At 42.7% G+C, this 22,676-nt stretch carries 14 protein-coding genes and 2 pseudogenes; 13 read left to right on the forward strand and 3 right to left on the reverse strand.

What is annotated here, in order from left to right; all coding sequences use genetic code 11:
* Positions 1 to 151: 151 nt before the first annotated feature.
* From NSS87_RS14720 to NSS87_RS14740, 5 genes are all read left to right on the forward strand, one after another.
* Positions 152 to 1,018 (forward strand): SDR family oxidoreductase, encoded by an 867-nt coding sequence (locus tag NSS87_RS14720; RefSeq protein WP_339248091.1) that lies wholly within the window; start codon positions 152 to 154, stop codon positions 1,016 to 1,018.
* A gap of 178 nt (positions 1,019 to 1,196) precedes the next feature.
* The gene (locus NSS87_RS14725) at positions 1,197 to 1,745 is read left to right on the forward strand and encodes a CueP family metal-binding protein (RefSeq protein WP_042188111.1); all 549 of its coding nucleotides are present in this window, start codon (positions 1,197 to 1,199) and stop codon (positions 1,743 to 1,745) included.
* A gap of 284 nt (positions 1,746 to 2,029) precedes the next feature.
* On the forward strand, positions 2,030 to 2,530 hold the full coding sequence (locus tag NSS87_RS14730) for a DinB family protein (protein WP_339248098.1): 501 nt from the start codon (positions 2,030 to 2,032) through the stop codon (positions 2,528 to 2,530).
* A 317-nt stretch (positions 2,531 to 2,847) separates the two neighbouring features.
* Positions 2,848 to 4,326 carry an Lsa family ABC-F type ribosomal protection protein gene (locus NSS87_RS14735; RefSeq protein WP_042188115.1) on the forward strand — a complete coding sequence of 493 codons (1,479 nt, stop codon included), beginning with the start codon at positions 2,848 to 2,850 and terminating at the stop codon, positions 4,324 to 4,326.
* A gap of 219 nt (positions 4,327 to 4,545) precedes the next feature.
* On the forward strand, positions 4,546 to 6,174 hold the full coding sequence (locus NSS87_RS14740) for a response regulator (RefSeq protein WP_042188117.1): 1,629 nt from the start codon (positions 4,546 to 4,548) through the stop codon (positions 6,172 to 6,174).
* A gap of 56 nt (positions 6,175 to 6,230) precedes the next feature.
* On the opposite strand, the gene NSS87_RS14745 is transcribed toward NSS87_RS14740, so the two are convergent.
* Entirely contained in the window at positions 6,231 to 8,960 is a 2,730-nt protein-coding gene (locus tag NSS87_RS14745; RefSeq protein WP_339248100.1) for an alpha-mannosidase, read from the reverse strand.
* Between the two features lie 131 nt (positions 8,961 to 9,091).
* Here NSS87_RS14745 and NSS87_RS14750 point away from each other — a divergent pair, with 131 nt between their 5' ends.
* The 7 genes from NSS87_RS14750 to NSS87_RS14780 all read left to right on the forward strand — a co-directional run bounded on the left by NSS87_RS14750 (position 9,092) and on the right by NSS87_RS14780 (position 18,341).
* The gene (locus NSS87_RS14750) at positions 9,092 to 10,897 is read left to right on the forward strand and encodes a sensor histidine kinase (protein WP_339248102.1); all 1,806 of its coding nucleotides are present in this window, start codon (positions 9,092 to 9,094) and stop codon (positions 10,895 to 10,897) included.
* Positions 10,898 to 11,102: 205 nt separating this feature from the next.
* Positions 11,103 to 12,029 carry an ABC transporter permease subunit gene (locus NSS87_RS14755; RefSeq protein WP_042188121.1) on the forward strand — a complete coding sequence of 309 codons (927 nt, stop codon included), beginning with the start codon at positions 11,103 to 11,105 and terminating at the stop codon, positions 12,027 to 12,029.
* A 39-nt stretch (positions 12,030 to 12,068) separates the two neighbouring features.
* The gene (locus tag NSS87_RS14760; RefSeq protein ID WP_042188123.1) at positions 12,069 to 12,953 is read left to right on the forward strand and encodes a carbohydrate ABC transporter permease; all 885 of its coding nucleotides are present in this window, start codon (positions 12,069 to 12,071) and stop codon (positions 12,951 to 12,953) included.
* Between the two features lie 53 nt (positions 12,954 to 13,006).
* Positions 13,007 to 14,566 carry an extracellular solute-binding protein gene (locus tag NSS87_RS14765; protein WP_339248104.1) on the forward strand — a complete coding sequence of 520 codons (1,560 nt, stop codon included), beginning with the start codon at positions 13,007 to 13,009 and terminating at the stop codon, positions 14,564 to 14,566.
* A gap of 300 nt (positions 14,567 to 14,866) precedes the next feature.
* Positions 14,867 to 16,090: an enolase C-terminal domain-like protein gene (locus NSS87_RS14770; protein ID WP_339248106.1), complete on the forward strand. Its 1,224-nt coding sequence runs from the start codon at positions 14,867 to 14,869 to the stop codon at positions 16,088 to 16,090.
* A gap of 43 nt (positions 16,091 to 16,133) precedes the next feature.
* Positions 16,134 to 16,970 (forward strand): NAD(P)-dependent oxidoreductase, encoded by an 837-nt coding sequence (locus tag NSS87_RS14775; protein ID WP_339248108.1) that lies wholly within the window; start codon positions 16,134 to 16,136, stop codon positions 16,968 to 16,970.
* Positions 16,971 to 17,012: 42 nt separating this feature from the next.
* On the forward strand, positions 17,013 to 18,341 hold the full coding sequence (locus NSS87_RS14780) for a family 43 glycosylhydrolase (RefSeq protein ID WP_339248112.1): 1,329 nt from the start codon (positions 17,013 to 17,015) through the stop codon (positions 18,339 to 18,341).
* A 68-nt stretch (positions 18,342 to 18,409) separates the two neighbouring features.
* Here NSS87_RS14780 and NSS87_RS14785 read toward each other — a convergent pair.
* Both NSS87_RS14785 and NSS87_RS14790 read right to left on the reverse strand, forming a co-directional pair.
* Positions 18,410 to 19,295: pseudogene (locus NSS87_RS14785) on the reverse strand (MFS transporter).
* A gap of 51 nt (positions 19,296 to 19,346) precedes the next feature.
* A pseudogene (locus NSS87_RS14790) lies at positions 19,347 to 19,523 on the reverse strand (rhodanese-like domain-containing protein); the annotation flags it as partial.
* Positions 19,524 to 19,703: 180 nt separating this feature from the next.
* Here NSS87_RS14790 and NSS87_RS14795 point away from each other — a divergent pair.
* A complete protein-coding gene (locus NSS87_RS14795; protein ID WP_339248115.1) occupies positions 19,704 to 22,493 on the forward strand; it encodes a glycoside hydrolase family 3 C-terminal domain-containing protein in 2,790 nt (929 codons plus the stop codon).
* The last annotated feature ends 183 nt before the right edge of the window (positions 22,494 to 22,676 follow it).

Here is a 22,676-nt window from a genome sequence, read left to right on the forward strand (position 1 = left end):
CGGATACCGCGAGGGTTGTTTGTATTTATTAGGTTGAGTAAAGGCTATAAAAATAAAGGAGTTGACATCTTTTTTGAATGTAACTACAATAGTTACAGGTAAACAATTATTAAGAGGATAAAATTTATCATAATTTGAGGAGGATTTTAAAATGAAAATAGCAATAACAGGAGCAACAGGTCAATTCGGATCATTAGTGATAGAGTCTCTACTTAAAACTGTACCCGCAGGGGACCTTGTAGTTAGTGTCCGGAATCCAGATAAAGCAAGTAATCTTAAAGCGCGTGGTGTGGAAGTCCGTCATGGTGACTTTGATAAGCCGGAAACATTGGATGTTGCGTTTGCCGGTGTGGATCGACTGCTAATTGTATCTTCAGATGGAGATAACGAGACTCGGATTCGCCAACATAAGGCAGCTATTGATGCAGCCGCTAAAGCTGGTGTTGGATTCATTGCCTATACAAGTGTAGGACATGCAGAGAAGAGTGAGCTGTTCCTTGCTGAAGTACACCGTGTAACCGAGGAAGCCATTCGAGCTACCGGAATTCCTTACAGTTTCCTTCGCAACAACTGGTACATGGAGAACGAGGTTGGGTCTATCCAAGGCGCCGTAGCAGGTGCCCCATGGGTAACTTCTGCTGGTAGTGGTAAAGTTGGCTGGGCAGCACGAGGAGATTATGCAGAAGCTGCTGCTAATGTTCTAGCTGGGGAAGGACATGAGAATTCTGTCTATGAACTGTCTGGCAAGCCTTTAACACAAGAAGAATTGACTGGAATTATAAGTGGCGTAATTGGTAAAGAAATTAAAGTGCTGCAAGTTGACGACGAAGCTTATGCGAAAATCATGGCTGAGGTTGGTGTACCAGAAGCTGCTCTGCCATTCGTTGTTGCGATTCAACGTGGTATTCGCGAAGGATGGCTGGATATTGAAAGTGGCGATCTAGAGAAAGTACTGAATCGTCCAGTCACTCCGTTAGCGGATGTTATCAGTGATCTTGTAAATAGTCTGCAAGCTTAAATAATATATCAAGATTCAAGGCTTCTTCTCGGTGAATAACCAGAAGGGGTCTTTTTTTGTGCATCTTTAACATCAATGATAAGGTTTCGTGAAGTAATAATAATGATATAATAGGAAACATATGTGAACTATTGGTGTAATGAAAATGATTGAATCGAAGAGAAGGGGATGTATATCAATGAGGACAAAAATTTGGATGGCTTCTGGTGCAGTAGTAGTAGTTGCTTTAGGGGCTGTTTTATTTGTGGGGGGGAACGATAAAAAATCACCCGCAGCAACCGATACATCTAACGTTAAACAATTAGTGCAGGAATATAGTTCAAGCAGCATGAAAGACCTCTCTGCTTCCATCACTTCAGAGCAGCTTATTGTGACCGACAGCAACAATCAATCAACCAAATATGACTTACCCAAAGATGAGTTTTTTGTTTCCATCGCACCATATGTTAAGAATACACACCCGTGTGCAACACATAGCTTGACCGGATGCCAAGGGGAATTAACAGAACAAGAGTTTAATGTATATGTCGAGGACACTGCGGGCAACGTGATTGTGGATCAAACTATGAAGTCCCAATCTAACGGATTCATTGATCTTTGGTTACCTCGCGATAAGAAATATAATGTAACGATTGAACAGGATGGTGTAAAAGCGAAAGCCGCACTTTCCACTTTTAAGAGTGATAATACATGTGTAACGACCATGCAATTAGTAGAGAGTATCTAAACAACAGAGACAGCGAAGTCACTACTTCCTCTGAAAATTCCATATCGGATCTGCCATTTAATTTATTGGAGGTTTTTTTATGTATCTGTAAGAATAAGAAGGTTCTAAGGTAAAGTTTAATTATAGTTATTTTCCACCTCCTGGAAATGATATAATCTGATGGATATCAAGTGTCGACCTTTTATAGGGAGTGTTCTTTGAAGAAGGGTATCGTCGAAAAACTCACGGGTGATTCTCTATGATAAACTTTAGTTGGTACTTCATTTTTGAGAGGAGATAGAGGAATGGATAAAGATCTGATCATCGGGGATGTTTTGCAGGAGTTAGCTGGTACGCGTCGTATGCTGGAGAAGCTGACGCAGGAACATATGACATGGAAACCACACGAAAAGTCAATGAGTCTCGGTGGGCTATCCACACATCTCGTCAATCTGTTAAACTGGCAATCAGCCATTCTTCTTCACTCGGAGTTTGATTTGGCATCTGTGCCATATCGTCGAGAAGCGCTGGAGAGCCCCGCCGCGGTTCTTCAAGAGTTCGATATGAGCGCTCGCAAGATTGAAGAATTAATTTCTCAAATCAATGTGGAGACGCTTGGTGCGGAGTGGACACTGCGTAATGGCACAGCGGTGATCCGCCGTCAGACACGGGCAGTAGCGCTTCGTACCATCGGATTAAATCATATGATTCACCACCGGGCACAGCTTGGGGTATACTTTCGCCTTCTTAATATACAAGTGCCGGGCTTGTATGGTCCCTCGGCAGATGAATTAGCGAACGCCTAATAAATGAATTTCTTAATGAGTTAAGGATCGGAAAGTTGAAAAAAACAAATCGGCATGATAACATGGATACAAATTGATGATCGGAGTTGAAAAGTATAGTGTAGTAATTATTCTTGCGACACATGATGAATAAAACAACAAAAACGGTTTATTTCGTTTGTTTTATTTTTTGTATGCAAGAAAGTTACTACTTCTTTTCACTCGAACAATATATCCTTATCTAACTCCATTTGGGGCTAGATTTGCTGTATTTATTTGAGTCACAAGAAAGTAACTTTCTTGTGGCTTTTATTTTTTTCATACAGGAGGATACTTATATGTCATTAATAAATGTTACAAATCTAACCTTTGCCTATGAAGGCAGTTACGATAACATCTTTGAGAATGTAAACTTTCAAATCGATACTGATTGGAAATTAGGCTTTACCGGAAGAAACGGTAGAGGAAAGACCACCTTTCTGAGTTTATTGCTTGGAAAATATGAATACAGCGGGAATATTTCTGCCCATGTCACTTTTGAATATTTTCCTTTTCAGGTGGATAACAAGGCGCTTAATACCATTGATGTGATCAGCGGGATTTTTCCGGATTATATTCATTGGAAATTAATGCGTGAGCTTTCATTATTAAAGGTTTCTGAAGATGTGTTATATCGGCCCTTTGACTCATTGTCTAACGGAGAGCAGACGAAAGTGCTGTTAGCCACTCTCTTCATTAAGGAAAATAGCTTCCTATTGATCGATGAACCTACCAATCATTTAGACATGACGGCAAGAAAGCTGGTCAGTGATTATCTCAATACGAAAAGTGGATATATTCTGGTCTCTCATGACAGATCTTTTCTTGATAATTGTGTAGACCATATTTTGTCTATAAATAAGACGAATATAGAAATTCAAAAAGGCAATTTTTCAAGCTGGTGGGAGAACAAAGTCAGACAAGATAACTTTGAGCTGGCAGAGGACGAGAAACTCAGAAGAGATATTAAACGCTTATCTGCTTCTTCTAAACGGACAGGCAACTGGTCACATGAAGTGGAAAAAACAAAAAACGGAACGAGAAATTCCGGCTCAAAGGTCGATAAAGGCTACATTGGACACAAGGCCGCTAAAATGATGAAACGCTCTAAAGCCATTGAGCAAAGACAAAATTCTGCGATCAACGAAAAGTCTAAGCTTCTTAAAAACATCGAAAATTCTGAGAATCTAGAGATTACACAGCTTGACTATCACAAACGTCAACTTGCTGAGCTAGACAATATTTCGATTTTTTACGGTGAAAAAAAGGTATGTTCTGACGTAAGCTTCACTATCGAGCAGGGTGAGCGTATTGCTCTGGCGGGTAAAAACGGCTCAGGTAAATCAAGTATCATCAAATTGATGTGTGGTGAGGATATAGATTTCACAGGCACTCTCACAAAGGATAATCAGCTTATCATTTCCTACGTATCCCAAGACACTTCTAATCTTCAGGGGAATTTAACGGATTATGCCAGAGACAACGGAATCGATGAAAGTCTGTTTAAATCTATTCTACGAAAGCTTGATTTTTCTAGAATCCAATTTGATAAAGACATATCCACTTACAGTGGTGGTCAAAAGAAAAAAGTACTGATTGCCAAAAGTCTTAGTGAGAAAGCTCATTTGTACATTTGGGATGAACCGCTTAATTTTATTGATGTCATTTCACGTATGCAAATTGAAGAGCTGTTGCTTGAATACACGCCAACTCTTGTTTTTGTGGAGCATGATCGGGAATTTTGCAACAATGTTGCTACGAAGATCGTTGAACTTTAATTAAAATGAAGAAATGGGGGAAGTCGACAGAGTTTATCTGTCGGCTTTTTTGTATTATTTTACAAACGCTGCACATTTGAAAAAGCAATTTAATATCCCCCTATAAAAGTTATGGATTACCTCCGTGCAATCCTAACTCGTGTCGAGTACTATGAAATTAAAGACTATAATCTCCAAAAGAAACAGTTGTACATCCAAGTGAATCAGGAGGGAGATCAGATGCTTAGTGTACTTATAGTGGATGATGAATATGAGATTCGTGAAGGATTGCGAAATCGCTTTCATTGGGAGGATTACAATATTACAGAGGTTCTTGTTGCGGATGATGGTGATGTGGCCTTACGTACGGCACTTGAGATCAGGCCCGCTCTGATTATTACAGATATCAAGATGAACCGCATGTCTGGTCTTGAATTCCTTAGCGCCTTATCTGCCGAAGAGGACTATAAGCCTGAGAAGATTATTGTAAGTGGTTATGATGATTTTGAACTGGTCAAGCAGGCCATGAAAATAGGGGTATGCGATTATATTTTGAAACCAATTAATTTGGATGAACTGGGTAAAATGGTGGATAAATCGATAGAAAACATTAATAAAAAGAAGATGGATCATCGTAACCGGCAGATGCTTAAGAATCAGGCGGTCTTCGCCATCTCCAAAATGCGTGAGGAATTATTAAAGGAAATGATTGAGCAGGTTTATGATCCTAATCTTGAAATGCGTAGATACCACCGTCTTCAAACATTGGAGCTTGAATGGATGTTGAAGGAGCCTACGATGTTGATTGTCGTTGAGGCTGATAATTTAAAAGCGATAGAGAATAAGAATCCGCATGAGAAGGAACTGATTCTATTCGGGATTAGTAATGTGTTACATCAGACGCTTGAAGAGGAATACGCCCACCCTTCTGCTCTCTATAAGGACCGTTATAACCGCTGGATTATCGTGCTGGGAAGCCTTTCGCATGAGCAGACGGATATCGCACAGGGCATGGCACAGCTCTTCATTCAAAGAATCAATGATTTTGTCAAAATCACTGCTAGTGCAGGAATGCTGACTAAACCAGGGAATACAAGAAACTTGCACCATATGTATATTGAGGCAGTGAGTGTAATGGAGCAAAAGGCGGTTTATGGGGGCAACAGATTATTCACTGAGCAAGGGCTATTTTACGACGGGGAGAGTGATAACTTGTCACTTCAGAACCCGGAAGAAATGCTTGATTTAGTTCGATATGGTTCGGATGAAGATATAACAAGAGCGATGGATACCTTTATCGAGATGATACAGTCTTGGCAGCTTACACAACTTAGAGATATCCAGCAGAAAATTTTTGAATGGCTGTTCGAAGTGTTCCGGCGAGGAGCGGAGGGAACCGTCCTTAAGAGTTGGAAAAATAATCCGATCGCAGTTTGGGAGCTGTTGGAGCAATACGATACACTGCAGGCGCTTCGTGAACAAACAGAGGTTTTTCTGCATGAGATTGCTGCCGACTTTCGAAAGCTTTCGCATACACCTAGCCAAATTGTTAGCGAAGCTGAGAAGATCTTACACCGTGATTATGCTGAAAGCCTAACGCTGCAAATTGTAGCTTCTGCGGTTCACGTAACTCCGGTTTGGCTTAGTAAGTTATTTAAGAAAGAACTGCATATGACCTTTCTTGAATACTTAACAGATATTCGCATTAAAAAGGCAAAAGAAATGCTATACGATGTGCAGTTTAAAATTTATCAAATCTCCTATCAGGTCGGCTACAAAGACCCGGTGCATTTCTCAAAGCTATTCAAGAAACAGGTAGGCTGCACCCCTAAGGATTTCAGAAGACAGCTTGGAATTGCTGAAGAATAAAGAATCCAGGTTGCTCAGGTTCGGAAGAACCTGGCACCCTGGATCTATGCAAGTATTTATAGTGGCGTGATTCCTATAGTTACAATCCCAGCCTTACATACAGGAATCGGCTGTGTCTGAACCTCGGAGGTCATTTCTTCCATGATATTACTGTGGTATAGAAGGGAGTTTTCGCTGGTATTAATACTCAGATTAGAAGGCGTGTAAGCAAGATTGTACCAGCGTGCCATTAAATCTCCATTATCTTCATTGATTTTTAAACTGGAAAAAGCCATTTCTTTACCATCCCATGCCAGAAAACTGTGCACAGGAGGAAGTGTACCTTCATGAATACCGGTCTGAGCAGTGGTGACGGGAACAGCATAACGATAGGCTTCACGGTAGGCCGCGAAGCGGTTGTCACCTCCGCCATGTGGGATAAGGCTCCACTCTGCTACATTAACGCCAAGGCACTGAGCATCAGGGGTATGAAAGACGCCCCAGTCGCCAAGTTCTCCTATGGAACGAAGGAGTGTTAGGGCGATTGTACCTTCATCATCCTGCAACACCTCGTACTCATTAAGACCTTTACTGGCTGCGGTCAAGCCGCGTCCATCGGCATGTACATCCACGAACGCCTGCATATGCTGACAGTTGCTTGGGTTCTCCCATTCCGGTGCAGGTATGGTTTCGCGTTCAGCGACTTCAAAGACGGAATCTGCGTAATGAAGCGCCGTCTTAATGCCAGTTGGCAGCAGAACACGTAGACGGTGATCCTTGGCGGTGTTGTCGATTCGAGTATTAACTTGCAATGCATGGCTTTCACGCTCCAGACTGATTCGAGTCACAATATTTAGTTGGACAAGCTGCTGTGACCGGACCGACTTTCGCTTACGGAACTCAACCATGGTTTCTACTTCCTGCTGTAACTGTTCATCTGCTGAGGCTGGAACTTCTAAGGTGTGTCTGATTTCAAAAGCAGCTCTGTAAGGGGTATTCTCCGTTAGGTGAATCTCAGCAGGGATACCGCGAGTAGTTATGGCTACATCACCCTCGGGTTGTTTGAAAATGTATTCATTACCTATGTCACCGACATCCTCGTATACACCAAGACCGCTGTACAACTCATCGCTGCTTTTGTCGAACATAGAAAAGCTGCCGTCTTGTGCCACTATGACTCGAATAAATTCATTCTCCATAGTGAAGTCATCGGTAATCAGTGTGTCACTTGAAGATTTCGATATCGCTGTGTCCATTGCGGGAATCCAAGCAAAAGTTGCCAGTCCTAGGGCAGGAAGCGATTTTGCCTCAAAGGTTAGCCGTAATGCATGCGCCATATAAGGCTGTCTAAATCTATCGTGTGGCAGCTCGTAACCGAAGCGTACCCCCAGATCTTCAACAGTGCAGTCTAATCGATCACCTTGGGAATTGACCAGGTAGCCCTCGCCATGCGTTCTGTCAGAGACTTGCTTGAACACGGCACTTGGGTCTTCACTTTGAATGAAGAAACGATGAGACCACTCAATTTCACAGGTCACAACGCTGCTGCTAGAATAGCCGCTAGTATTATAAACTACGAACGCAGTGGCGTCTTCTCCAAATTGTGCGAAGATAGAGGTATCGACCTTAGCACTAATGAATCTGGCGCTGTCAGTTATGAGGGCTGATCCGACCTCCATGCTTTTTGCAAACCGAGTCTTCATCTCATGGTAGACTTCATCTACACTGCAGCCGCAAATACTGTCATGCGGATGGTTCTGCATAAGCGTCTTCCAGGCATATTGCATTAGACCGTGCGGATAAGCTTTGCCTAATCCATGTGCAATAGCGGCTAGCGGTTCAGCTATTTTTTCTAGAAGAGTCTGGTTCTGTTGATTAAGCTGCTTGATGTATACCCTCGCTGAAGCAGTATTTACTAGTGAGTACCAGCCGTCTGTATGTTGCCCACGCAGCTCCCCTGTAGTAAGGGTTAGGTCATCGGGAAGCTCATTTTTAACGGCTTTTACATAATCATCATAGTTAGAATGAATGAAATCGCAGTCTGGATATAATTCACGCGCAACACGTAAAGCTTCAGAAAGATCGGTTTGGATGGGCTGGTGATCACATCCATTCATAAGCAGTAAATGTCGGGTGGAAGCATATTGTCTGGTACGTGCAAGGCGATGGTCCCAGTAGCTTTTAGCAGTATCTGGATCAACAGGAATTTCCATGCCATTGTTGTACCAATTCGCAAAGAGAATACCGAGCACTTTGGAGCCGTCAGGAGATTGCCAGATCAGCTCAGAGTAAGGAGATTCCTGATCAGAGGCATCTACCACGCGATTGTTGAAACCAGTAGCTTTCACACCCCTGCCGAAGATGGCTGTATCGATTCCAGCTTGCTGAAGAATCTGTGCAGCTTGGCCCATATTGCCAAAAGAATCCGGGAAATAGCCGATCTTAGAGATGGGACCGAATGTCCTTGCATCACGATGTCCGATTTGCAGATTGCGAACATTAGCTTCACCGCTTGTCAGAAATTCGTCTTGAAGAATATACCACGGCCCAAGAGAGAGCTTGCCAGCATCGCATAATCTCTGGATGATTTCACGCTTCTCAGGATAAACCTGCAAATAATCTTCCACTACTATGGTTTGTCCATCTAGATAAAAGCTCTTAAAATCCGGGTCGGATTCAAACGTCTCAATCAAAGAATTTATAGTTTCGATAAGCTTAACGTGATGGGCTTCATAGGGCATATACCATTCTCTATCCCAGTGAGTATGAGAGATGACATGTACAACGGTTTTACTAGCTCCAGTCAATACGATTCCTCTTTTCCATAAGATGATGAATGCTACAGCCTAATTATATAAAATGCATTTTTTGCCACAATGAGTGGATCGCAAATTATTGCGGGGATTATTGTCGACATGTAAGGATTGGGGGGATTGTTATGAATCGTTTCACTCTGCGTCTGGGCGCATCGTTAAGGAACCGTATCATATTGGTATTTTTTATGATTATTATTGTGCCTTTTCTCATCTTTGCTTACTTTGCGCATATTAAGTCTATTGAAGGCATCACGAATACGAACACTAAGATCTCACTGAGCTACCTTCAGCAAGCAGCTAAAAATTTTGAGATTTATCTTAATACACTTAATGATCAGGTCAACACTCTTATCGGCAATAAACGTGTGCAAGATCTACTGATTGATCCGCCCGCCAATCCTGTTGAAGAAGAGGATTTTACTGTAAATCTACTTACCGTGCTCTATCAGGCCACTCCACAAATCGATGCTTTCCGAGTGCGAGTATATCCAATAAATCCTTCGCTGTATCCTTCTTATATGAATACATTGGGAGAAGCGGCGAATATAACTTCAGAGGAATGGTTTACGCGGTCACAAGGGACTGTAGGTCCAATGTGGGAGTTATTTATGCCACAGCAAGGCAAATATGGACGCCCTCTGCTAGGATATATTAAGCGTTTCTCAGGACTCTATGACCGTAAGCCCCGAGGTATGGTCGTTACAGAAGTTTCAGAGGATCATTTGAAGCGTTACTTCTCACCCACTGAGCAATTGAAGAATCAGAAGCTGCTACTCATGAATCGTGACGGTACTATTTATTATGACTCATCATCTAATGAATGGGCTGGTACACGATTTCCTTCGAATTCGTTCATTACCCATCTTCAAAAAAATCCGGCGGGTTCACAAACGATCAAGATTGATGGACACAAATATCTTACTACTTATGTCAGCTTAGACAGTGAGCCTTGGGCGATTGTCAGTCTGACGTTATTGAAGGAACTGACTGGAACAAGTGATGAAATGACACGTCTGCTAATCATCTTTCTGTTTATTTATCTCGTCTGCTGCTTTGCAGTTGTTTTTTACATTACGGTGTATTTCACCCAGCCTATCGCACGTCTGGTAAGGCTTATGCGGAGAATGGAGGAGGGCAATTTCCAGACAGAAGCGTTAACTTCGCCAAGAACAGATGAAGTAGGCTGGTTGTATCGAGGCGTCGGAAGTCTTGTCCAGCGGATTGACGTTTTGATCCAGGAAGCTTGGCGTTCCGAGCGGAAGAAGAAGGCTCTGGAGTTTCAGGTGCTCAGCCACCAGATCAACCCACATTTTCTCTATAATACGCTTGAATCTATTCGGTGGAAGGCAGAAAACCATGGCCGCAGCGACATTAGTGAAATGGTATCTGCACTGGGAAATCTACTTCGGCTCAGTCTGAATCAAGGGAAGGAGATCACCACGCTGCGGCGTGAGATTGAGCAAGTTAAAGCTTATGTGCTGATCGAACAGGCCCGAATGGGCAAAACAATCCGGATTTTATATTCCATAGATGAAGATTTGCTGGATTTTCCATTCCTTCGCCTGCTGCTACAACCTCTAGTAGAAAATGCAATCCAACATAGTGTACGGACTGACTTCGAGAAGGGGAAGATCATTGTGTCTGCGAGACGTGAAAAGGAAGATATGATCATCGAGATTGCGGATAATGGAAAAGGCATTCCACAAAGTATCATTGACGAGCTGGATTATGAAGATCCTGAGGAGGAAATGTATACAACTACTCGGAGAGGTGTGGGCTTGCGCAATGTGAACGACCGTCTGAAGCTGTATTTTGGGTCTGACTATAAGCTACAGATTCAGATCGGAGCACAAGGAGGGACCCGTATTTTATTGCGACACCCTATGAAGGTAGACGAAGAATTGTCCAAAACAGGTGAGGCCCATTAATGGCCTGACTCAATCAAATCGTTAAAAGTCTTATAAAGTAGCGATTCTCGCATCTAAGAGAATCGCTACTTTTATTTTTACACAGGAAATTGGATATCTCGTGATCAGGATAAAAATGAATCAACAAAGTGCAAGATTGACTCATAGTAAGTGCACATCCACTCTTTTACAATTAATTTATCCAAACAGCGAAAGGGAAATCGATATGAAACTAAACGGAGTGTTCAAGGAACTGTACAAAAATCGCACCTTGCTGCTCATGTTCTTACCCGTCGGGGTACTGTTCTTGCTCTTTAACTATCTACCGCTGGCTGGTCTTGTAATCGCCTTCAAGAATTTTGATTTCTCCAAAGGGATTTTTGGAAGTGATTGGATGGACCCGCTGTTCAGCAACTTTGACTATGTATTCTCTTCTCCGGTGGCATTCCGGGCCATCCGCAACACGATCCTATTAAATGCTCTCTTTATAGCAATAGGGCTCGTTTTTGAAGTTGGGTTTGCTCTCCTATTGAATGAAATGCGCAATAAGTATTTCAAACGAATTACGCAATCCTTGACCTTTTTACCGTTCTTTATCTCATGGATTGTTGTAGGTGTATTCGCTTATAATCTGATGAACTATGAGAACGGAGCGATAAATCGCTTCCTGGAGTACCTAAATCTTCAACCGATTGACTTCTATAGTAGGGCCGAGCTGTGGCCGGCAATCTTAACCATTGCTGCCCGCTGGAAAATCACTGGCTATGGCACAATTATCTATTTGGCCGCGTTAACCTCTATTGACAGTTCTTATTATGAAGCTGCTTCCATTGATGGAGCATCTAGATGGCAGCAAATCAGGTATATCAGTATTCCTATGCTTCGGCCAACGATTATCATCCTGACGCTACTAGCAGTAGGTAGAATTATGAATGCTGATTTTGGGATGTTCTACGCCATGGTAGGTGACGCTTCTCTACTCTTTCCGACCACAGATGTTATTGACACCTTTGTCTATCGGAGCCTGCGTAAATCTGGTGATATTGGGATGGCTTCCGCTGCGGGCTTTCTACAGTCCTTTGTTGCCTTCTTCCTAGTCCTTGGGAGTAACTATGCGGCACGCAAAATCGACAAAGACTCAGCGATATTCTAAAGCCAAGCTCATCTAACTTTAAGGAGGTCATCCCACACGATGTCAGCAAGAAAATTCTCTTTCAGCCAGTTCCTAATCGCTTTGGTCATCGGCCTATTCAGTCTGGCCTGCCTGTTCCCGTTCCTCATGGTGATCTCAGGCTCGCTTAGTACGGAAAAAGATATTATGCAGTACGGCTATTCTATATGGCCGAAGACGATAACATTTGATTCCTATCGTATTTTACTTCTTGGCTCTAATCGAATCTTTGAAGCGTACGGAGTCAGCACATTCGTCACTGTTGTCGGAACTATTTTGTCGCTCTTCTTAACGAGCATGGGCGCTTATGTAATGGCAAGACGTTCTTTTAAATATAGGAATATTCTTTCTATCTTTGTCATCATCACCATGCTCTTCAGTGGGGGATTGGTTCCCTGGTATATCGTTATCGTTAGATACCTGCATTTGAAAGATACGATATGGGCGCTTATTCTTCCATCGCTGGGGAATGCCTTCAATATGTTTCTTATTCGAAACTTTATGCTCTCTATTCCAGAGGATCTGCATGAGTCGGCCAAAATGGACGGTGCAGGTGAATTCAGAATCTATTCTAGGCTGATCATGCCACTGGCTCTACCAGTTCTAGCGACTGTTGGCTTGTTCGTAGCTCTCGGGTATTGGAACGACTGGTTCCTCGGGTTAATGTTCGTGGATAAGCAAGAGCTTCAACCCCTGCAACTCCTTCTGCGAACATTGATCTCTAATGTCGATTTCTTGAAGAACTCTGGAAATGCGGCAGCGATGCAGCGGATTTCAGCTCAGATTCCTTCCGAGTCTATCAAAATGGCGCTAACAGTTATAACCATTGGACCTATTATTTTCTTGTATCCATTCCTGCAACGTTATTTCGTTAAAGGTCTTATGGTTGGAGCGGTTAAAGGTTAACTATGTCGACTTAAGTCGTATAGTATAAATTAAAGGTAAAAGGGGAGATTAGGATGCGCAAACGCATGGGTAGATTTCAGATCGTCCTGATAGCAATGCTATTGCTAGGACTGATTATGTCCGCATGTAGCTCGAGTGGCGGAAATACTTCGTCCAATGAAACGAATCAAAACAAGGGCAACACCGGTTCTAACACAGAGCCTGCGAAAAGTGAAGATGAAGTTACACTCAAATTCTATTTCGGTGGGGACAAAAAGGCGGCCACGGACGAGGTTTGGTCCAAAATTAGTGATTACGTGAAATCCAAAGGCCTAAACGTTAAGTTCTCCGTAAATTTCATACCATTTGGCGACTTCAAGGAAAAAATGCTCGTGATGGCTGCGTCCGGGGATAACTGGGATATGAACTTTGATGGAGATTGGCTCTCCTATAAACAAATGGCTGCAAAAGGTTCCTACATGGCCTTAAATGATCTGCTCCCGAAATATGCGCCTAATCTTGAGAAGAAATATGTAGAACAAGGAACGTTAGGAGCTGCAACGGTTAACGGACAAATCGTAGGGCTTCCATGGACAATGAAAATGAATGAACGTAAATTTGCAGGATGGCGTTCAGATCTGGCTGAAAAAGCAGGCATTAACATCGCTCCGGATTCTATTCAAACGATTGAAGATGTCGACAATCTGCTTCGTGAGCTGAAAAAAGCTTATCCGAACGAGAAGCTTTCCCGTACTACACCACTATCTTTGTATTATATCCGCGATGAATGGGTAGATCTCAACTTCCATGGTTTAGGCTTCTATCTGAGTGATCCGAAAATTACTATTCAATCTGTTGAACAACAGCCTTTCTTCCTCGAAGCTTCTCTTTTGGCAAAGAAATGGTATGACGACAAACTGATCAACAGAGATGCCATGATTGATAAAGAAGGCGCAGAAGATCAGTGGAGAAACGGTAAATTGCTCTTTACTGTAACATCACATGAATGGGCTTATGCTGATCCAGGCTTCTCTGATGCTTCCTATAAACAAGGGATGTCGCTCATGTATCCAGACAAAAAGTATGTCAACCGTACAGCACTTGCTAATGTTGTAGCCATCAATGTAAACTCCAAGAATCCAGATCGGGTACTTCGTTTCCTTGATATGGTGGAGACTGACCAAACGCTATATGATTTGTTGCAATACGGTATCGAAGGCAAAACCTATGTCCTGAATGGTGAAGCTGCGGATTATCCGGAAGGCATGCAGTCTTCTACGAGTAATTATATGGAGTGGGGTGGACAATGGGCGTTCTGGAAACCTCAATACATGCGTCCAACAACAACTTATGCTAAAGATTTCTGGGTGAAAGAAGCCGATTTTGCTAATCAGCCGTACAATGTGAATTCCCCGATTGACGGTCTGTTTATTGCTGAAGATGCTATGAAGAATGAATTAGCTAAACGCGATCAAGCCACCGATGAGATCAGCAGACCGATTGAATACGGTATGGTGAAAGATGTTAACAAAGCTGTAGCCGATTATGTGGAGACTCAAAAGAAAAACGGACTTGATAAAATTATTACTGAAACTCAGAAACAAATAGACGCTTATCTTGCTGCCAAAAAATAAGCTGCGGAGTTACTGCATGGAAGTGACGTCAATCTGAATTCAGAAGGCATGCTGAAACGTGCGGAGACCACAGACCTACTGTATCGGATTTATAATTTGAAGTGATTATCATAAGGGTTTTTGATTAATAAAAAGGCGTCCCAAGTTGTCGTTTTACGACAGTCTGGGACGTTTTTTGTTCCATTCTATCCCATCAACAGGAAGAGGATAGAAATGCGGTGGAAAGTTTAATAACGTCCCGTTTGGATGTGTCGATGATTGCATTAAAATAAAAGCGACACAAAAGGGGATGGTGAAATCATGGCAAAAATAACAGGAGTAGAATGCATCCGCACCAGACATGATGGAAGCTGGACAATTGTGAAAGTAACGACGGATCAGGATAGATTGTATGGGATTGGTTCCGCATCAGATTTGTATAATCCTGAGGCTGTAGTTCAAGTCGTTGAACAACTGCTTGCACCACTTCTAAAGGGTCGTGATCCGGCAAATATTGAAGACCTCTGGCATCTTATGCATATGAGTGGTTATTGGAGAAACGGTGCGATTCTTAATACGGCTATCGGTGGTATTGATATGGCCTTGTGGGATATCAAAGGTAAAGAAGCGAACCTGCCAGTCTATCAGCTTCTGGGAGGTGCCTGCCGTTCGGCGGTCCCTTGTTATGGCCATGCTGGTGGCAATGATATCACAGAGCTCAAGGAAGATGTCTATAAATTCATTGAGGAAGGTTACACAGTGATTCGTGTCCAGATGGGAGGATACGGCGGCGGTGGGTTTGTCAGCGGGAAGGAAGCGAAGCTTCCTGTCCATCCTTGGAGCAGTGGTCCTGTATTTGACGAGCATGCTTATCTGAATGCCATTCCTGACATGTTCGAGAAGCTTCGTGTGGAATTTGGATCCAGCGTTCAGTTCACTCATGATGTTCATGAGCACCTCTCGCCTATACATGCGATTCAACTCTCTAAACGCTTAGAGCCTTACAGTCTTTTCTACTTAGAGGATGCAATAGCACCAGAGCAGATTGGTTGGTACCGCCAGCTTCGGCAACAGAGCGCAACACCGCAGGCTGTGGGTGAGTTATTTGTGAACCCGCAGGAATGGACAGGGCTTATGCAGGAGAAACTGATTGATTTTATTAGGGTACGAGTTTCTAAGGCAGGGGGCATCAGTGCCTGTCGTAAAATAGCCGCATTGGGTGAAATCTACGGTGTCCGCACGGCTTGGCAAGAAGGAGGAGAAAATGATCCAGTGAACCAGGCAGCTGCAGTTCATCTAGATATGGCACTCTGGAACTTCGGCATCCAGGAAATTAATCATTTCAAGCAGGAAGAATTAGAAGCTTTTCCAGGACATATCGTCAGACAAGGTGGGTACCTGTACCCCTCTGACAAACCGGGATTAGGTATTGATATCGATGAAGTGCAGGCTAAATCTCTTCTCAGAGAACAATGGAGTTCTAGTCAATATCACCGACCTTATCCTCTGGACCGCAAAGCAGACGGAACATTGGTGCGCCCTTAGATTACAGTACTAAAATAAACGCAGATCAAGGAGGTATATTGAAATGAACACTATTGCCGTTACTGGTGGTGGGGGCAAACTTGGCTCTCAAGTAATCGGGATGCTCCAAGAGCAGAAATATGATGTTGTGTCGTTAGATAATCATCTGTCAGATCGAATTCATTGCAAGCAGATTAAAGTCGATCTGAATGATTTCGGGCAAGTGGTGGGATCGCTTGAAGGCGTAGATGCTATCATACATTTAGCTGCAATACCTGCTCCGATTCATTATCCACATTCTTATATTTATGCGAACAATACAGTGGCTGGTTATCATGTACTAGAAGCGGCTTCTCTCTTGGGTATTCGTAAAGTGATAATGGGCTCAAGTGAGTCTTCCTACGGATTTGCTTGGGCTCCACAACCCTTTTCACCGCATTATTTTCCGGTAGACGAAGACCATCCACAGCTCCCGCAAGAATGTTATGGACTCTCCAAAGTCGTCAACGAGCTGACTGCTGAAATGTTTCACCGGAGAAACGGTATGCAGGTGACATCCCTACGTTTCTCTATGATTACTGGTCCTGGAGATTATCGACATCTTGCGATTGCAAAACCAGAGACCTTCAAACCTATTTTATGGAGTTATATTGATATTCGGGATGCAGTGACGGCTTGTATTGCCGCTCTTCATGCTGAACTTAATGGAGCCATCCACCTGAACATCACTGGAGATGATACATTAAGTGACCGAACAACAGAAGAACTGCTGAGGAGCTTTTACTCTGAAGTAGGAGACTTGCGTAAGACATTCCAAGATAGAGAGGCTATTGTCAGTAATGCTCTGGCGAAAAAGCTCCTGTCTTGGCAACCTAAATACTCATGGTCAAAACAGAAGTAGAATAGCAACCTATCAAAAAAGCATACTTCAGGAGGTCTTATCATGTCTTACAACAATCAAGATATAATTGTCGAATCAAAAAAGAGAACATCTTTGAATCCTGTAATTACATCCATCTATACGGCTGACCCATCAGCTCATGTCTGGAGTGATGGTAAGATTTATATTTACGCTTCCCATGATATGGATCCAGCCAGAGGCTGTGATCTTATGGACAGATACCACGTATTTTCCTCTCAAGATATGGTGAATTGGGTGGATGAAGGTGAAATTCTTAGTTCGGACGATGTCGCTTGGGGCAGACCTGAAGGCGGTTTCATGTGGGCTCCAGACTGTGCGTACAAGAATGGAACCTACTATTTCTATTATCCTCATCCGAGTGACTCGAATTGGAATGATTCGTGGAAAATTGGGGTAGCGACAAGCAAGAAGCCAGCAAGTGATTTTACCGATCAGGGATATATCCCAGGGCTTGGCGGGTTCGCTTTGATCGATCCATGTGTGTTAGTGGACGAAGATGATCGCGCTTATATGTATTACGGCGGAGGGAGTACATGTCTTGGCGGGGAATTGAATGAAGATATGTTGTCTCTGAAGAACGGGATGACTGAAATGGAGGGACTAGAAGATTTTCATGAAGCAGCCTGGGTATTCAAAAGAAACGGTCTTTACTACCTTACCTATGCGGATAACTTAGAAGACAATAATCGAATGAGATACGCAACCAGTGAGAATCCGCTTGGTCCGTGGATGTACAGAGGGATCTTTCTAGAGCCGACAGGCTGTTCAACAACTCATGGTTCTGTGGTGGAGTTCAAAGACCAATGGTATTTGTTCTATCATAATCAGGCCATTTCTGGAGAAGGCAATCTGCGTAGCGTGTGTATCGATTACCTAGAGTTCAACGAAGACGGTACGATCAAGCCGGTTATTCAGACAAAAGAGGGCGTCTCATCGATTGGAACTACACCGGAAGTCAATCCTTATCTTAAGACATATCCGGCTGCGGATTGTATGGTTTTTGGAGGAGCAGAAATACAGACGATAGAATCAGGTCAACAGGTGGTGAGCCACTTACAAACAGAGGGTTCCTACGTTATTTTCAATAATATAGAGGGAGGAGAGGGAGGCAGAGCTTCCATTGAACTTCATTATGCTACGAGTGAACGTCTGGCAAAAGTGAATTTATACGTCAATGATAAGGATTACTCGCTCCTTAATGCCCTCTCCACTGGTGGAGCTCAACAATTTAGTGGCCGTACGAATATTACCGTCAATGTATTGCCGGGTGCTATTAATACGCTGAGAATCAAGGGCGGTCAAGGTGAAATTAGTATTATACAAATGACGATTAACCCACTTGTGGATTGAAATGTACGCTATTTTTTAAAATAAATTACTATTAAAATTCAAAGGTTGATCTCACATCTTTCTTGAGGTCAACCTTTGTTATTATTGTTATTCAAATTTCGAGACGAAATAACGACTGGAATAAGCAATAATGCAACGAAGCCTCCACCAAGTGATAAAAGGGCGTAACTGGAATTTGCTAAAATCATACCAGATAAAGCTCCACCAGATGCTCCTGCCAACGCGATCAAGACATCTACTGATTACTGTGGCTCCAATAATAACGCCCTTTTTGTTGATAGAAGCTGCATTTCCTGTTGAATGATCAGAATGACTTGGAGTGGAGCTTTGTGCCTGTGCAAGAGCTTTTGCAACAACGAGCGGATCTGGTCTAAGCAAAGCTAGAAGGATTAAACCAGCGACAATGTATGCTGCAGCAGCTAGAATGAACGGTCCTGCAAGAGCCGGGACACAAATAGATTCAGCGAACTTCCCCATTACAATAACTAAGTTTGGCCCAGCAACAGCACCAAATGTAGTTGAAACCATTGCGATGCTAATCGCTGTTTCTCGTTGAGTGGGGGCCGCCCAATATGTACCCGCTTAACATGTCTGCAAATTAGTTGCAGTGCCTGCTCCATAGATAAGCAATGAGAACATTAAAAGTAGAATATTATTAGTTAAAGCAGAAATTACGACTCCGATTGCTCCTAATCCGCCTATTAAGAAGCCAGTAGCAAGACCACTACGCCTTCCGAATCTTTGAGATAGATGTCCTACAAATAATGCTGCCCCAGCAGATCCTAGTGTAAATAGTGCAGCAGCAAGACCTGCTCCTCCAAAAATTTGCGAAATGATGACAATAATTAGTGTTTTCCGATATAATTGGCGTTGTTTTTCTGGAGAAACGAGGTAACTTTATAACCATTCAGCCTGATTGCTAATACTTGTAGAATCACTAACTTTCGTCGACATTAGATTTTCGGCCTTACTAGCAACACTTCTTAATGTTCTTGCTTTTGTTTTTAATTCGACTGCCTCCACGGACATTAAACAGCAAGGTCCTCTACAATAAGCGACTACATCATAATTTGAGGGTAAGGAAGCAAGCTTCTCTTCTAATTCTTCAATAGGAATAGATATAGCCCCTGGAATATGTGCCACATCATATTCTTCCTTCGGTCTTACATCCAACAGCAAAACTATTCGTAATTAAATTAGTGAAGGGTCCAAACTAAAATTATTATATTAATAAAGTTAATTATTATATATATTCCAGTTTTCCAATGTACTATAATGATATAGATGCATTGTTAGCATGTTATTAAAGGAATGAAGATTTCAAGAAACAACCTATAGAATTGAACAACAGGAGGAAATAAGTTGAGCACACAGAATGTGGGAATTCCATTAGAAGGTTTTGCAGAATTTAGCCGGACAGTAGCCGCTGAAGGTGCGGTGCTGGTGAAGAATGATAATCAGGTACTTCCGCTTGGCGAAGGCGATAATGTTGCGATTTTTGGCAGATCCCAAGTGAATTATTATCGCAGTGGTACAGGTTCCGGCGGTAGTGTCCATGTTACTTATACGACCAATTTATTGGATGGTCTTCGCACTAAGAAGAACTTTACAGTTAACGAAGAGCTGGCTGCTGTCTATGAAAAGTGGATTGAACAGAATCCATTTGATAATGGTGGAGGCGCATGGGCTGCAGAACCTTGGCATCAGAAGGAAATGTCTTTGAGCAATGAATTGGTTTCCGAAGCTAGAAACAAATCGAATAAAGCCATTCTTGTAATTGGACGCACGGCAGGGGAAGATCAGGATAATGCTGATGCACCGGGCAGCTACCAATTGACAAATGATGAACAGGCAATGCTGAAGCAGGTAACTACATATTTTGAGCAAACAATCGTTGTCCTGAATGTCTCCAACATTATTGATATGAACTGGATGAACGATGAAAGCTATAAATATCCAATTTCAACTGTGATTTATTCATGGCAGGGTGGTATGGAAGGCGGAAATGCGATTGCAGATGTGCTGTCTGGAGAGGTAACTCCAAGTGGTAAACTGACGGATACAATCGCTTATTCCATCAATGATTACCCATCAACACAGAATTACGGCAATGAATTTACGAACTTGTATCAGGAAGATATCTATGTAGGATATCGTTATTTCGAGACATTTTGCCCAGATAAGGTTCAATTTGAATTTGGTTATGGTTTATCTTATACAACTTTTAGTATCGAGCCAGAAGAAGCCAAGTTGATTACCAAAGAAGGCGAGTCTTTCATTGAAATCGGCGTAACCGTTACCAATACAGGAACTTCCTTTGCTGGTAAAGAGGTTGTTCAGGTCTATTATGAAGCTCCGCAAGGTAAGCTTGGTAAACCAGCTAAAGCTCTGGTGTCATTCGGTAAGACGAAAGTTCTTGAACCGGGTGAAGCACAGCGCCTTACCGTGAGTTTCTCAGCTCATTCTATGGCTTCTTATGATGACGCAGGCGTAACAGGACATGCTTCTGCCTATGTTCTCGAAGAAGGAACGTACCGCTTGTATGTGGGAACTAGTGTTAAACAAGTGGTGGCAGTCGGTGTTGAGGGTAATGAAGGCTATGTCGTTGAAGCTCTTCAAGATGTGGAGCAATTGCAAGAAGCGCTCGCGCCTACAGAAAGCTTTACGAGAATGATGCCAGGTGCTCAGAAGGCGGACGGTTCGTACGAGATTGTTTATGTTGAAGTTCCTAAACGTAAAATTTCGTTGGCTGAGCGAATTGAAACTAATCTTCCAGAGACGATCTCACAAACAGGTAATAAAGGATATAAATTAAGAGACGTATATGAACAGAAGGTTAGCATGGAAGCTTTCATTGCACAGCTCAGTGATGAGGATTTGGCTGCAATTGTACGTGGTGAAGGGATGAGCAGTCCTTTAGTTACACCGGGCACAGCTTCTGCATTTGGAGGCGTAAGTGACAGTTTATTTAATCTCGGAATTCCAGTGGCTTGTACAGCTGATGGTCCTTCAGGGATTCGTATGGACAGCGGAGCAAAGGCGACTCAAGTTGCTATCGGAACGCTTCTTGCAGCTACTTGGAATGCGGATTTGGTAGAAGAGCTTTATGTTATGGAAGGGCAAGAGTTGTTAAGAAATAACGTGGATTCCTTGCTTGGACCTGGCCTTAATATCCGACGCAGTCCGCTTAATGGACGTAACTTTGAGTATTTTTCAGAAGATCCTTTGATCTCTGGGGTGTTTGCTGCTGCGTGTACTCGCGGTATCTTGAAAGGCGGCTCAACCGCTACGATGAAGCATTTCGCTTGTAACAATCAGGAGAAACATCGTAGTAAAGTAAACGCCGTGGTGTCTGAACGTGCACTTCGTGAGATTTATTTGAAAGGTTTTGAAATCTCCGTGAAGCAGGGCGGTTCGAATTCTATAATGACCTCCTACAATCCAGTTAATGGACACTGGGCGGCTTCGAATTATGATTTGAACACCACGATTCTTCGTGGAGAGTGGGGCTTTAAAGGCATTGTAATGACTGACTGGTGGGCGATCATGAATGATGTAGTTAATGGTGGACCAGCAGATCGGAAATTTACAAATTGGATGGTTCGTGCACAAAACGACCTCTATATGGTTGTACCTAACTATGGTTCAGAAATTAACGGATGGAATGATAACACCATTGAGTCGTTGGAAAATGGCACGTTAACCCGTGGAGAGCTCCAACGTTCTGCCATAAACATTTGTGATTTTATCATGAATGCACCTGTATTCTCGAGAAAACAGGAAATTGTAGAAACTGTAGAGTTCTTTAAAGCTAATCCTTCACTTACTGAAGAACAAGCTCAATCCTTATCACAGAATCCACAGGTTAAACCTGTCGTAGAAGGATCGACTAGCTTTAAAGTGGAGCAGGCTGGTCAGTACCGTATCCTGGTGCATATCATGTCAACGGAACCTGAGCTGGCTCAAAGTGCGTGCAATGTATCAGTGAATGATCAATTGATGACAACCATTCAAACTAATGGTACTGAAGGTCAGTGGATCAGACAAAAGCTTGTGAAAGTTGAACTCGAAGCAGGTCTTTATGATATGAAATTGGAGTTCATCAAACCAGGCTTGCAGATCGATTGGATTGAATTCAATAAAATCGACTAGGTGTCATGCGTTAATGTTAGAATATTTGCCATTTCTAAAAACCGCGATATTTTTCGCGGTTTTTTTTGTTGTACTTATTGTTGCGGGGGTTCATATATTTCATTTCCACTGCTCCACATGAGTATGTAGGGGTGATTTCGAGTCCTTTATTGGATACTAAAATATGAGGAAATTGCCCGGTAC

The organism is Paenibacillus sp. FSL F4-0243 (assembly GCF_037963295.1).
Classification (GTDB): domain Bacteria; phylum Bacillota; class Bacilli; order Paenibacillales; family Paenibacillaceae; genus Paenibacillus_AQ.

Bases quoted from the DNA above. Each gene is read 5' to 3' on its own strand.
- NSS87_RS14720 (WP_339248091.1), top strand. From the start codon at position 152: ATGAAAATAGCAATAACAGGAGCAACAGGTCAATTCGGATCATTAGTG.
- NSS87_RS14725 (WP_042188111.1), top strand. From the start codon at position 1,197: ATGAGGACAAAAATTTGGATGGCTTCTGGTGCAGTAGTAGTAGTTGCT.
- NSS87_RS14730 (WP_339248098.1), top strand. From the start codon at position 2,030: ATGGATAAAGATCTGATCATCGGGGATGTTTTGCAGGAGTTAGCTGGT.
- NSS87_RS14735 (WP_042188115.1), top strand. From the start codon at position 2,848: ATGTCATTAATAAATGTTACAAATCTAACCTTTGCCTATGAAGGCAGT.
- NSS87_RS14740 (WP_042188117.1), top strand. From the start codon at position 4,546: ATGCTTAGTGTACTTATAGTGGATGATGAATATGAGATTCGTGAAGGA.
- NSS87_RS14750 (WP_339248102.1), top strand. From the start codon at position 9,092: ATGAATCGTTTCACTCTGCGTCTGGGCGCATCGTTAAGGAACCGTATC.
- NSS87_RS14755 (WP_042188121.1), top strand. From the start codon at position 11,103: ATGAAACTAAACGGAGTGTTCAAGGAACTGTACAAAAATCGCACCTTG.
- NSS87_RS14760 (WP_042188123.1), top strand. From the start codon at position 12,069: ATGTCAGCAAGAAAATTCTCTTTCAGCCAGTTCCTAATCGCTTTGGTC.
- NSS87_RS14765 (WP_339248104.1), top strand. From the start codon at position 13,007: ATGCGCAAACGCATGGGTAGATTTCAGATCGTCCTGATAGCAATGCTA.
- NSS87_RS14770 (WP_339248106.1), top strand. From the start codon at position 14,867: ATGGCAAAAATAACAGGAGTAGAATGCATCCGCACCAGACATGATGGA.
- NSS87_RS14775 (WP_339248108.1), top strand. From the start codon at position 16,134: ATGAACACTATTGCCGTTACTGGTGGTGGGGGCAAACTTGGCTCTCAA.
- NSS87_RS14780 (WP_339248112.1), top strand. From the start codon at position 17,013: ATGTCTTACAACAATCAAGATATAATTGTCGAATCAAAAAAGAGAACA.